The 12,255-nt window shown below is 48.3% G+C and carries 10 protein-coding genes; 4 read left to right on the top strand and 6 right to left on the bottom strand.

Going from position 1 to position 12,255, the window contains the following annotated elements; translation table 11 throughout:
* Nucleotides 1–32: 32 nt before the first annotated feature.
* The 4 genes from ACTHTQ_RS01310 to ACTHTQ_RS01295 all read right to left on the bottom strand — a co-directional run bounded on the left by ACTHTQ_RS01310 (nt 33) and on the right by ACTHTQ_RS01295 (nt 2,575).
* Nucleotides 33–653: a glucose-6-phosphate 1-dehydrogenase family protein gene (locus tag ACTHTQ_RS01310; protein ID WP_440362832.1), complete on the bottom strand. Its 621-nt coding sequence runs from the start codon at nt 651–653 to the stop codon at nt 33–35.
* 34 nt (nt 654–687) lie between these two features.
* The gene (locus ACTHTQ_RS01305) at nt 688–1,197 is read right to left on the bottom strand and encodes a hemerythrin domain-containing protein (protein WP_440362831.1); all 510 of its coding nucleotides are present in this window, start codon (nt 1,195–1,197) and stop codon (nt 688–690) included.
* 85 nt (nt 1,198–1,282) lie between these two features.
* Entirely contained in the window at nt 1,283–1,861 is a 579-nt protein-coding gene (azu, locus tag ACTHTQ_RS01300) for an azurin (RefSeq protein WP_003684449.1), read from the bottom strand.
* 291 nt (nt 1,862–2,152) lie between these two features.
* Nucleotides 2,153–2,575, bottom strand: coding sequence for a DciA family protein (locus ACTHTQ_RS01295; RefSeq protein ID WP_440362830.1), 423 nt, complete (start codon nt 2,573–2,575; stop codon nt 2,153–2,155).
* Nucleotides 2,576–2,729: 154 nt separating this feature from the next.
* Here ACTHTQ_RS01295 and secA point away from each other — a divergent pair, with 154 nt between their 5' ends.
* The 3 genes from secA (at nt 2,730) to ACTHTQ_RS01280 (ending at nt 7,271) form a co-directional block, all read left to right on the top strand.
* Nucleotides 2,730–5,483, top strand: a complete 2,754-nt coding sequence (gene secA / locus ACTHTQ_RS01290; RefSeq protein ID WP_440362829.1) for a preprotein translocase subunit SecA — start codon at nt 2,730–2,732, stop codon at nt 5,481–5,483.
* Nucleotides 5,484–5,615: 132 nt separating this feature from the next.
* Nucleotides 5,616–6,716: a chorismate synthase gene (aroC, locus tag ACTHTQ_RS01285; protein ID WP_440362828.1), complete on the top strand. Its 1,101-nt coding sequence runs from the start codon at nt 5,616–5,618 to the stop codon at nt 6,714–6,716.
* Nucleotides 6,717–6,833: 117 nt separating this feature from the next.
* Complete coding sequence (locus ACTHTQ_RS01280; protein ID WP_440362827.1) at nt 6,834–7,271, top strand: ProQ/FINO family protein; 438 nt, start codon at nt 6,834–6,836, stop codon at nt 7,269–7,271.
* Between the two features lie 347 nt (nt 7,272–7,618).
* Here ACTHTQ_RS01280 and ACTHTQ_RS01275 read toward each other — a convergent pair whose 3' ends face one another.
* Nucleotides 7,619–9,193: an inorganic phosphate transporter gene (locus tag ACTHTQ_RS01275; RefSeq protein WP_003684438.1), complete on the bottom strand. Its 1,575-nt coding sequence runs from the start codon at nt 9,191–9,193 to the stop codon at nt 7,619–7,621.
* A gap of 153 nt (nt 9,194–9,346) precedes the next feature.
* On the opposite strand from ACTHTQ_RS01275, the gene ACTHTQ_RS01270 reads away from it, so the two are divergent.
* Entirely contained in the window at nt 9,347–10,450 is a 1,104-nt protein-coding gene (locus tag ACTHTQ_RS01270) for an anhydro-N-acetylmuramic acid kinase (RefSeq protein WP_440362826.1), read from the top strand.
* A 63-nt stretch (nt 10,451–10,513) separates the two neighbouring features.
* Here ACTHTQ_RS01270 and ACTHTQ_RS01265 read toward each other — a convergent pair whose 3' ends face one another.
* Nucleotides 10,514–12,073: a TerC family protein gene (locus tag ACTHTQ_RS01265; RefSeq protein WP_440362825.1), complete on the bottom strand. Its 1,560-nt coding sequence runs from the start codon at nt 12,071–12,073 to the stop codon at nt 10,514–10,516.
* Nucleotides 12,074–12,255 lie beyond the last annotated feature (182 nt).

The following is a 12,255-nucleotide window of genomic DNA, read 5'->3' as shown; positions in this document are numbered from 1 at the left end:
TGAATAGGCAGTCTACCTTTCAGTATTCTGAGTTATTTTCCATGGCAAGCTTCATACAGCGGCAGTAATTCTTCCACTGTTTCCACTATCCATTTCACGACATCCTGCTTGCCCAAATCATCACGTTCGATGTGTTTCCCGATACAGAAGAAATCTTTGTCGTCTCGAAGCTTTCTATCGCCGTCGCTTTGTTGGGCGACGATACGATAATCGTCATATTCGCTTTCCGCACCATGCCACATATCGAAGGAAGCGTATTTTTCAGTATCAAAATTATCCAGCCAGCGGTTGTAATCAGGCAGCGCGATGGGGGAAACATCGGCTTTATAGCAGTGCCAATCCAAGCTGACGCTCAGACGGCGGCGATTTAGCAAAATCGATAAAATCGCTGCGGAATTTTTATATTGTTCGTATTTGAAATAGGCAAAGAAATGAGCGCGCACCTGCCAGCCGTTACACCAGCGTTCGATATGCGGCGGCGCAAACGGCGCACACAATTCGGCGGCAACCTGCTGGATCAGCTGCTGCCATACCTGCCAGTTTTCTTTATAGTCTGCCTTGATTTGCGGAATGCTTTCAGGCTGGTATTTTTTAAGCTGGGAAAACTGGAAAAAAGGGATATTGAACAAATCGCAACTTTTTGGGGTCAGCATAGTGTATTCCTTGAGACGATTGTTTCAGACGGCCTTATTTACGGCGGCGTGCGGCCATAATTTCGCCGATTTCGGTCAATTTTTCTTTGGGGATAAAGGTTTTGCCCATATCAAACAGCGGCTCTTCAATCGCCAGATGAACATCATATCCTGCGACAAAACGTTTGAATGCTTCGGCATCAGGGATATAGGCGTTGTCTGCTTCAAGCTTGGCAAATTCAGCCGCTACGCCGTCCCAGTTGCCATGCAGGCTGACATGTTGGCGTAGCAGCTCGTCAACGCTTTCTTTGGCTTGCGGCGCATATTGCAACAAAAGCGGAAAGAAGTTTTCTTCTTCATCTTCATGATGCAAGGGCGCGGCAACGTTGAAATACTGGGCAATTTGGCGGATGGTTTGCAAAACAATCTGATTGCAGCCGTTTTCGGCGATATAGTCCGACAACATGGCAACCTGATTGCAGAAACGGCGCACTTTGCCGTGGCAGGCATACAGCATTTCAATAGGTTCGGCAAAAGTAACGCTTTTGGTTTCAAACGGATTCATAGGATTTATTCTTAAATTAATGTTTCCAGATTATAACAAAACAGCCTGCGCAAGGCAGGCTGTCTGTTTTCGAGCTTTAGGCGGATTAGTCAACCAAAGTAACTTTACCGTTCATCAAAGCGCCGTGACCTGGGAAGGTGCAAGCGAATTTGTATTCTCCGTCAGCCAGTTTGGCTGGATCCAGAGTCAAAGAAGATTCTTCGCCGCCACCGATCAGTTTGGTGTGGGCAACAACGCGTGCATCATCAGGTTTAACGTAGTCAGTGTCAGCTGCGCCAACGCCATCTTTGAAAATACCGTCCATGTCTTCAGCTTTACCGATGACAATGTTGTGACCCATGCTGGTTTTAGGTTGGGTACCGGTGTGTTTCAGGGTGATGGTGAATTCTTTACAAGCTTTGCTTACTTGGATTTCTTTAGTGTTGAACTGCATAGCGTCGTTGGCTTCAACAGTAGTCGCGCAGTTGCCGGCAGCAGGAGCAGCGGCAGCGTCGGCCGGAGCGGCTTCAGAAGCAGGAGCTGCATCAGCAGGTGCAGTAGTTTCTGCAGGGGCAGCTTCGGAAGCGGCAGAAGCAGCAGGGGCTTCAGCAGGTTTTGCAGCTTCTTGAGAGCATGCAGCCAAGCCGATAACGGCAGCGGAAATCAGAGCCAGATAAGCTTTCATTGATGTATCTCCTAATGATGAGAGTTTTGTTAAGTTCTATTAATAGCACCACACGAATATATTAATAAAAGGCAAACGCCAAACTAAAATTTATCCGCATAGCGTGATGTGAAATTCAGGCGTTATTTTGCTACAAACTTCACACGAAATCAAAGTTTCAAGCCAAGTTTACATCAGTTTACCTAAAAGAAAACAGATACTTTCTAGGTCGTATTTCTTTAGTATTAGATGCTATCAGCCGAACGATATAAGTTTTAACATTTATTAACTGTAATCTCATCTAACATAATTTTAACGGCTATGCTTGCATACCAATTCTGCCAATGCCGCCGCCAATTCGGGATGCTTGCCTTCCAATTTAGCTGCCGCCTCATCGAAACTGTTTAAAGCTGCCTCGCTCAATCTCAAACTATTGGTTTTCGGTTGAGTCGGAGGCTTGGGAACTACCCTGACCACCACTTCCCTGACGCCTGCATGCAATGTTTGCAATTTGGGCAACATGGCAGGCAGGATCATTTTCAAACGCGAAGCAGCCATATTATTGGTGGCAAGCAAGACCAATCTTCCGTCTTCTACGCAGGCTGTCTGAAAATGCGGATGCAGGTTGGCCGGCAAAACCGTTTTGATTTTTGCATCCAATTTCCGCCATTGTTGCGATTGTTGCAACAAGCCTGCCAATAAATGATCGCGCTTGCCTAATTGTGCTAAATCCATATGTTTCAGACGGCCTCTCAGTAAATTAACCAAACAATTACAATTGAAATACAGCAAAACCGCCTTTATTTCAAACAGCATTACCGCGTTATACAAGCGCTTGTGTTAAAATCCCAGTTTAGCCCACTATTATATCAAGGCGCAGGAATTATTCATGCTGACAAACATTGCTAAGAAAATCTTCGGCAGCCGCAACGACCGCCTGCTGAAACAATATCGTAAATCCGTTGCCAAAATCAACGCGCTTGAGAAACAAATGCAGGCCTTGAGCGATGCAGAATTGCAAGCTAAAACAGCCGAATTCAAACAACGTCTCGCCGACGGACAAAGCCTGGACGACATTTTGGTCGAAGCCTTTGCTGTCTGCCGCGAAGCATCGAGCCGTGTATTGGGCATGCGCCACTTTGATGTACAGCTGATCGGCGGTATGGTCCTGCACAACGGCAAAATCGCCGAAATGCGTACCGGTGAAGGTAAAACTCTGGTGGCCACCCTTGCCGTTTACCTGAATGCATTGTCAGGAAAAGGCGTACACGTCGTTACCGTCAACGACTACCTCGCCTCCCGTGACGCAAGCATTATGGAGCCGTTGTACAATTTCTTAGGCTTGAACGTCGGCGTGATCGTCGCCGATTTGCAACCTTTCGAACGCCAAACTGCTTACGGTGCCGACATTACTTACGGTACAAACAACGAATTCGGTTTCGACTACCTGCGCGACAATATGGTTACCGACCAATACGACAAAGTTCAGCGCGAATTGAACTTTGCCGTAGTCGACGAAGTGGACTCCATTCTGATTGACGAAGCGCGTACGCCACTGATTATTTCCGGCCAGGCGGATGACAACATCCAGCTCTACCGCGTGATGAACGCCGTTCCTGCCCACCTTATCCGCCAAGAAACCGAAGAAGGCGAAGGCGATTACTGGGTAGATGAAAAAGCACACCAAGTTATCCTGAGCGAAGCCGGTCACGAACACGCCGAGCAAATCCTGACCCAAATGGGCTTATTGCAGGAAAACGATTCGCTCTACTCTGCCGCCAATATTTCCCTGATGCACCACCTTATGGCTGCATTGCGCGCGCACACCCTGTTCCACAAAGACCAACACTACGTTATCCAAGACGGCGAAATCGTGATTGTGGACGAATTTACAGGCCGTCTGATGGCCGGCCGCCGCTGGTCCGAAGGCTTGCACCAAGCTGTTGAGGCCAAAGAAGGCGTAGAAATCAAACGCGAAAACCAAACGCTCGCGTCCATTACCTTCCAAAACTACTTCCGTCTGTACAGCAAACTGTCTGGCATGACCGGTACGGCCGACACCGAAGCCTTCGAGTTCCAAAGCATTTACAACCTCGAAACCGTCATCATTCCGACCAACCGTCCTGTACAACGTAAAGACTTCAACGACCAAATCTTCCGCTCAGCCGAAGAAAAATTTGAAGCCGTCGTCAAAGACATCGCCGAATGCCACAAAAACGGCCAACCGGTTTTGGTCGGCACAACCAGCATCGAAAACTCTGAACTGGTTTCTAACTTATTACATAAAGCAGGTCTGCCGCATAACGTTCTGAACGCCAAAGAACACGAGCGCGAGGCATTAATTGTCGCTCAAGCCGGTAAAGTCGGCGCAATTACCGTTGCCACCAACATGGCCGGCCGCGGTACCGATATTGTCTTGGGCGGCAACCTCAAACATCAAATCGAAGCCATCCGTGCCGATGAAACCTTGAGCGAACAGCAAAAACAAGCGCAAATTTCCGCCCTTGAAAGCGGTTGGCAAGCCGAACACGACCAAGTTGTGGCCGCAGGCGGTTTGCACATTATCGGTACAGAACGCCATGAAAGCCGCCGTATCGACAACCAGTTGCGCGGTCGCGCGGGCCGTCAGGGCGACCCCGGTTCCAGCCGTTTCTATCTGTCGTTTGAAGACCCATTGTTACGCCTCTTTGCACTCGACCGTGCCGCCGCCATCCTCAACCGCTTGGCTCCTGAACGCGGTGTTGCCATCGAACACGGTCTGCTGACCCGTCAAATCGAAGGCGCACAACGTAAAGTCGAAGGCCGCAACTTCGATATGCGTAAACAAGTTTTGGAATACGATGACGTTGCCAATGACCAACGTAAAGTGATTTACCATCAACGTAACGAAATCCTGACCAGAAAAGACGTCAGCGATTTGACCCGCGAAATCCGCGCCGACGTTATCAGCGACTTGGTTGATTACTACATCCCGCCTGACAGCATGGAAGAGCAATGGGACATTCCGGCACTGGAGCACCAACTTGCCGCCGATTTTCGCCTGCATGTCGATATTAAAGGTTGGCTAAAAGAAGACAGCACTTTGGATAACCAAGACATTAAAGAACGCCTCATCAAGCGCATCGAAGACGAATATGCCGAAAAAGTCGAATTGGTCGGCAAACAGGCTATGTCAGACTTCGAACGCAATGTTATGTTGCAAGTTATCGACAACCAATGGCGCGAACACCTCGCCGCTATGGACTACTTGCGCCAAGGTATCCATCTGCGCAGCTATGCTCAAAAAAATCCGAAACAGGAATACAAACGCGAAGCTTTCGCCATGTTTGAAAACCTGTGGCGCAGTATCAAACAAAACATTGCCGCTTTGCTGACCGCCGTTCAAATCGAGCGCAACAGCGAATACGACCACACTGCCGCACAAAGTGTCAGCGATGTTCAAACCGTCCACTCCGATGCGCCTGATATGGAAGAATTGCTCGGTCAATCGCAAACCGATTTGGTTACCGAAGCGTTCGACCCTGACGGCACAGACTTCAGCCCCGAAGCGCTTGCACAAAATGGCCTGATTGTTCACCGCAACGATCCTTGCCCTTGCGGCAGCGGCCTGAAATACAAACAGTGCCACGGTAAACTGAACTAAGCAGTCATATCAAAAGGCCGTCTGAAGAAGTGTAAAAACGAAATCAAAGATTCTCGTTTCACCGTTCAGACGGCCTGAGAATTATCCAAACAAGCAAAAAATTTCCAAACCCAATTTCAAAAGAGTATCCCTATGGCAGGCAATACCTTCGGACAAATCTTTACCGTTACCACTTTCGGCGAAAGCCACGGTGCAGGCTTGGGCTGCATCATTGACGGCTGCCCGCCCGGATTAGAATTGAGCGAAGCGGATATCCAATTTGACCTTGACCGCCGCAAACCCGGCACCAGCCGCCACGTTACCCAACGCCGCGAAGCCGACCAAGTCGAAATCCTCTCCGGCGTATTCGAAGGCAAAACCACCGGCACACCCATCGCCCTCCTAATCCGCAATACCGACCAACGCAGCAAAGACTATGGCAATATCGCCACCAGTTTCCGCCCCGGACATGCCGATTACACCTACTGGCACAAATACGGTACACGCGACTATCGCGGCGGCGGTAGAAGTTCCGCTCGCGAAACCGCTGCCCGCGTTGCAGCCGGAGCAGTTGCAAAAAAATGGCTGAAAGAAAAATTCGGTACTGAAATTACCGCCTACGTTACCCAAGTCGGTGAAAAAGAAATCCAGTTTGAAGGCTACGAATATATTTCCCAAAATCCTTTTTTTGCCGCCAACCAAAGCCAAATTGAGGACTTGGAAAACTATATGGACAGCGTGCGCAAATCATTGGATTCTGTCGGCGCAAAACTTCATATCGAAGCAGCCAACGTCCCTGTCGGCTTGGGAGAACCGGTTTTTGACCGCCTCGATGCAGAAATTGCCTACGCCATGATGGGCATCAATGCTGTCAAAGGCGTGGAAATCGGTGCAGGTTTTGATAGCATAACGCAACGCGGCAGCGAGCATGGCGACGAGCTCACACCTCAAGGCTTTCTATCCAACCACTCAGGCGGCATCTTGGGCGGCATCAGCACCGGACAAGACATTCATGTGAATATTGCCATCAAACCGACCAGTTCCATCGCTACACCGCGCCGCAGTATTGACATAGAAGGCAACCCTGTCGAGCTTGCCACACACGGCCGCCACGACCCCTGCGTCGGATTACGCGCCGCTCCGATTGCAGAAGCCATGCTGGCCTTGGTATTGATTGACCACGCCTTACGCCATCGTGCGCAAAATGCCGATGTTCAAGTTAATACACCGGACATTGCCAAACTGGGGAAATAACCGTTTATTTCTGAATATTCTCAGAAAAATTTAGCCAAATCACAGTCTTTATACTACAATAGCAGCTTATTGCCGTATGACGAAAATACGGATTTATATTAGAGGAATACAACCGCAATGGCACAAGAAACCGCTTTGGGCGCTGCGCTGAAATCTGCCGTCCAAACCATGAGCAAGAAAAAACAGACAGACATGATTGCCGACCACATTTACGGCAAATATGATGTATTCAAACGATTCAAACCGTTGGCCGTTGGTATCGACCAAGACTTGGTTGCCGCCCTGCCCCAATACGACCCTGCACTGATTGCACGCGTACTGGCCAACCACTGCCGCCGTCCACGCTATCTGAAAGCCCTGGCTCGCGGCGGCAAACGTTTTGACTTGAACAACCGCTTCAAAGGCGAAGTCAGCGCAGAAGAACAAACCATCGCCCAACAGCACCCAGCCGTTCAACAGGCATTGGCTGCACAAGCCGAACGCCAAGTCGCTAAGGCTACCACTGAAGCAGAAGCGGCTCCTGCACAAGCTGAGATCAACGAAGCTGCTGAATAATGTTCAGACGGCCTGATAAGGCTCATACTAAATAGAAAAAACCCCAGTTCAATACGACACTTAAACGTCGATGGATTGGGGCTTTTTATTGCCTTAACCTTATAGTAGGCTGATTAAAAATAGCTTTGTTTATATCCTCACCAAGCCAAGTTTTGAAACCAAAATCTTTTCTAAGCTATTCCCAATAAGGTATTTCTCTATTACCTTGGTTATTCTTGTATCAGTTCAAACATTGAACAGCATGATTTATGCCTCGTTAAAATAAACTAAAATCTACCCCTTACAAAAATAAGCAAAGGCCGTCTGAAATCGATCTTTCAGACAGCCCTTTTAAATCAAATAATCAATTAAAACACTGCTTGCAAAATCAAATAGCTGACAACAGACAAAATGGCAGCAGCAGGCAAGGTAATAACCCAAGCAAGGCCGATCGGTTTCATCAATTTCCAGTTGGCATTGCGGTTAACCAAGCCGATACCCAAAACTGCACCCACCAAGATATGGGTACTGGAAACAGGCAAGCCCATAAATGATGCGGCCATCACGACGGCAGCAGCAGAAAGCTCAGCAGAAAAACCTGACGCGGGGTGCATTTCTGCCAAGCTGGTGCCTACGGTTTTAATCACTTCTTTGCCGACAAACCACAAGCCGACAATCAAAGCGATACCGAAAGTCAACATGGCAATCGGCGGCACGGCGTTTTGAGCAGTAATGCTGTTGGTACGCAACACATCCATAATTGCGGCAAACGGACCAATCGCATTGGCAATATCGTTCGCACCATGGCTGAATGCAAAACCGCAAGCGGTAAATACCTGCATCCATGAGAACATTTGAAAAGTCGATTTATCCAAATCTTTGCGTTTTAAACTTTTGGCAAATACAAACGTACCCATCCAAATAGCCGCGCCAATCATGAAAATGGTCAGGAAGCTGTTGACGTTGCTCATACCTAAATGCAGATTTTTCAGACCTTTGAAAATCAACATTGCCGCAATCATCATGCCACCGACAGAAGCAATAAACGGCACCCAGGAATGCAGGGCTTTGTAAGAATCTACTTCACCCTTACGGCTGTCAAAGCGGTGCAGACCGCGATAATACTCAGACTGCAATTCTTCAGGATCAAAGTCCGGCTCATCATAGATTTGGGCATCATGCGCCATTTTGGTGGCGTATTCGACTTTTTCAGATTCACTCAAGGCTTCAAAAAACAGGCGGTGCTCTTCTTTATAGGTTTTCTTCTCCAGCTTGATGCCTTTGAGCGTATTATCGGCCCAAGAGTTGTAGTCCAAAACGTTTTTCTTAATTCGTGAAAACAACAGATAGGAAACGATGCCGCCCAAAACCGGAGACAATATCCAAGACAAGGCAATTTCGCCCAACTTGTCCCATTGAATCAACGCAACAGAATCCACACCGTTCAATGCCGCCATACACAGAGCACTACCGACGATACCGCCGATAATGGCATGTGTAGTGGAAACCGGCAGACCTTTGTGCGATGCGAAAAGCAGCCACAATGCCGCAGCCAAAAGCGCAGACATCATAATGAAGACAAACTGCATCGGATCCAGATGCATGCCATTCAAATCGACAATACCCTTACGGATAGTATCTGTTACCTCGCCGCCAGCAATCACTGCGCCGCTGACTTCAAATACTGCCGCAATCAGCAAGGCTTGCGGAATGGTCAAAGTGCCGGAGCCGACACTTGTACCGAAAGAGTTGGCAATATCGTTGCCACCCACATTAAACGCCATGAAGACGCCGAAAAAGGTAGCAAGGATAAACAGGCCGGAGTGGTTGTAGTGGGTATAACCCAAGCCCCAATAAATAAAATAGCCGACCATGCTCACAAGCATAGCGGCAAAAACCGTATTAATCAGCTTCAAGTTCGCACTCGACTGAGTTTGAGCCATGGAAAGTTTCCTTTTGGAAAACATGTTGAGTCGCGTTATTTTAACCTTTTTGTAATCTTTCTTGCACCAACTATTTACATTAAATGCCGAAATTCCCGTAAAAACGTCAAAAGGCGTTAAAATGTCGTTTTACCTTCTCTTTCTGTAACCGAAATGCAACCCCAATACTATATCGGCATCATGTCCGGAACCAGCATGGACGGTGCCGATGCCGTACTGATTCAAATGCAAGGCAAGCAATGGCAACGAGCCGTTGCTCACAGCTTTCTACCCTATTCAGACGGCCTGCGCCAAGAATTGTTGGCACTGCAAAACATAGGCGAAAATGAATTACACAGAAGCAATATCCTGGCGCAAACACTCAGCCGCCTATACGCCCAAACCGTCCAGCAACTGCTGGCAGAACAAAACCTGTCGGCCAAAGACATTGCCGCAATCGGCTGCCACGGACAAACCATCCGCCATGCGCCTGAACACGGTTACAGCATTCAACTGGTCAACCTCCCACTATTGGCCGAACTGACCGGCATTTTCACGATCGGCGACTTCCGCAGCCGTGACCTTGCCTGCAGCGGTCAAGGTGCGCCCCTCGTCCCTGCTTTTCACGAAGCGCTGTTTCAAGATGCGAATGAAACCCGTGCCGTACTCAACATTGGCGGCATTTCCAATATCAGCATCCTCCCGCCCGACAACCCTTCTTTCGGCTTCGATACCGGCCCCGGCAATATGTTGATGGATGCATGGATGCAACATATTTGGCAGCAGCCTTACGACAAAAATGGGGAAAAAGCCGCACAAGGCGAAATCCTCCCTGACCTGCTCGTTTCCCTGCTCGACCATCCTTACTTCAGCCGCCCTTATCCGAAAAGTACAGGCCGAGAGTTGTTTTCCCTAAGCTGGCTTCAAGGCCGTCTGAAAGGTGATGAAAAGCCAGAAGATGTGATACGCACATTGGTTTTTTATACCGCACAAACCATTTTTGATGCGACCAAACAAGCTGCTCCGGCGATTCATAATCTTTATATCTGCGGCGGCGGCATCCGCAATCCGATTTTGATGCAAGACTTGGAAACCCTGTTTTCTCCCGACACCAAATTGTACAGCACAGCCAAGCTCCATCTTGACCCGCAATGGGTCGAAGCAGCCGCTTTTGCCTGGCTTGCAGCCTGTTGGTGCAATCAAGTTCCGAGCAATCCCCACCATGCAACCGGCGCACATTCACACCGAATCTTAGGCTCAGGACATTACGGCAACTAAAGTTGAACAAATAAAAAGGCCGTCTGAACATTTTCAGACGGCCTTTACTATATTAGCCTTTACTTATTCTTCTTCCGGCAAACGGTTGATTTTCACACGGGCAATCCGTTGCCCATCCTTCTCAACCACTTCAAAACGCCAGCCATGATAATCAATGAAGTCGCCCACATCAGGAATACTTTGCAATTCTTCCATAATCAAGCCGGCAACGGTATGGAAGTCCGCGTCTTCCTCTTGAGTAGGCAGATTTAGCTGAGAAGCCAATTCCACATACTCCAATGCACCATCCACAGACAGCGTTTCATCCTGACTGGCTGGAGCAGCTTCTTCTTCCTCACGCTCGAATTCCTCGGGGAATTCACCAGCGATGGTTTCCAACAAATCTTTCATGGTCACCATGCCCAAGACCGCGCCAAATTCATCCACCACCAACGCATAATCCGCGCTGCTTTGACGGAACAATTCAATCGCATTCAACGCCGTCGTACTATCCGGCAAAATCAATGGTTGGCGCAAGGCCGTCTGAATATTGATTTCTCCCGATTCAAGTAGCTGGTTCAGCAAATCTTTTTTACTGATATAGCCCAAAGGCTCATCTACACCTGCCTTACCGACAACCAACAAACGGCTATACGGCGTATTTTTCAACTGCGCATTTTGCTCTTCCCGACTTTGGGAAATATCCAATTTCTCGATCTCCCGACGCGGAATCATCACGCCCATAATCGGACGCTCCGCCAAAGTCAGCACGCTGCGAATCATGGATTTTTCGTTTTCTTCAAAATGCTCGTCATCGCCGCCATTATCGCCTGCTTTTGCCAAAATGCTTTCGCGGATACCCATCATACCCAACACATTTTCAGCGGTGCGCTTACGCCAAGAAGTGCTGATGTAGTCATTTTTGCGGGCATTCTTTTGCGAAACCTGATTAAACAGTTCGATCAAAATCGAGAAGCCGATCGCCGCATACAAATAGCCTTTCGGAATATGGAAATGGAAGGCTTCCGCAATCAGACTGAAACCAATCATCAACAAGAAACCCAAACACAACATCACGACGGTCGGATGCTTGTCGACAAAGGCAGTCAACGGTTTACTGGCGGAAATCATCACCGTCATCGCCACAACAACCGCACCCATTGCCACCACAATATGATCCACCATCGCCACTGCCGTAATAACAGAATCGATAGAGAAAACCGCATCCAAAATCAAGATTTGCGCCACAACGCCCCAAAAAGCAGAATGCTTCTTCTGCCCTTCAGCAACAGCAAATTGATTGTGGCCTTCAAGGCGTTCGTGCAACTCAGTAGTCGCTTTATAAAGCAGGAAAATACCGCCGGCAAACATAATCATGTCTTTACCGGAAATCTCCAGGCCGCCCAACTCAAACAAAGGACGCGTCAGCGTCATGATGTGCGCCATAAAGCCCAGCATAAAAATCCGAATAATCACGGCCAAACCCAAGCCCGTTATCCGCGCCTTATCACGTTGCGACGGTTTAACCTTGTTTGCCAAAATCGCTACAAAAACAAGGTTATCAATACCTAAAACAACTTCCAAAACCAGAAGCGTGGCAAAGCCTATCCAAGTATGCGGCTCCGCCAACCAACTGAAATCCATAATGATTGTGTTCCTTTAAAATACAAAAAGGCAGCCGTTCCGCTTAAAACGGACAGACTGCCAAAGTTCGGACATAAATAAAGGGAAAGAAGCGGTATAACAACTACTCTGCTCTGCGTCTTTCATGAAAAATTTATGCCTCGGTCAAAAATAATGGCAAACAGTTTATCAGTTTGACGAAA

The sequence above is a fragment of the Neisseria sp. P0020.S003 genome, assembly GCF_051957095.1.
In the GTDB taxonomy this organism is placed as follows: Bacteria; Pseudomonadota; Gammaproteobacteria; order Burkholderiales; family Neisseriaceae; genus Neisseria; species Neisseria subflava.
The sequence above is the reverse complement of the archived record's forward strand: the minus strand, read 5'-3'. Positions and strand labels throughout refer to the sequence as shown.

Coding starts and splice junctions, on each gene's coding strand:
- ACTHTQ_RS01310 (WP_440362832.1), bottom strand. CDS start 653: ATGCTGACCCCAAAAAGTTGCGATTTGTTCAATATCCCTTTTTTCCAG.
- ACTHTQ_RS01305 (WP_440362831.1), bottom strand. CDS start 1,197: ATGAATCCGTTTGAAACCAAAAGCGTTACTTTTGCCGAACCTATTGAA.
- azu (WP_003684449.1), bottom strand. CDS start 1,861: ATGAAAGCTTATCTGGCTCTGATTTCCGCTGCCGTTATCGGCTTGGCT.
- ACTHTQ_RS01295 (WP_440362830.1), bottom strand. CDS start 2,575: ATGGATTTAGCACAATTAGGCAAGCGCGATCATTTATTGGCAGGCTTG.
- secA (WP_440362829.1), top strand. CDS start 2,730: ATGCTGACAAACATTGCTAAGAAAATCTTCGGCAGCCGCAACGACCGC.
- aroC (WP_440362828.1), top strand. CDS start 5,616: ATGGCAGGCAATACCTTCGGACAAATCTTTACCGTTACCACTTTCGGC.
- ACTHTQ_RS01280 (WP_440362827.1), top strand. CDS start 6,834: ATGGCACAAGAAACCGCTTTGGGCGCTGCGCTGAAATCTGCCGTCCAA.
- ACTHTQ_RS01275 (WP_003684438.1), bottom strand. CDS start 9,193: ATGGCTCAAACTCAGTCGAGTGCGAACTTGAAGCTGATTAATACGGTT.
- ACTHTQ_RS01270 (WP_440362826.1), top strand. CDS start 9,347: ATGCAACCCCAATACTATATCGGCATCATGTCCGGAACCAGCATGGAC.
- ACTHTQ_RS01265 (WP_440362825.1), bottom strand. CDS start 12,073: ATGGATTTCAGTTGGTTGGCGGAGCCGCATACTTGGATAGGCTTTGCC.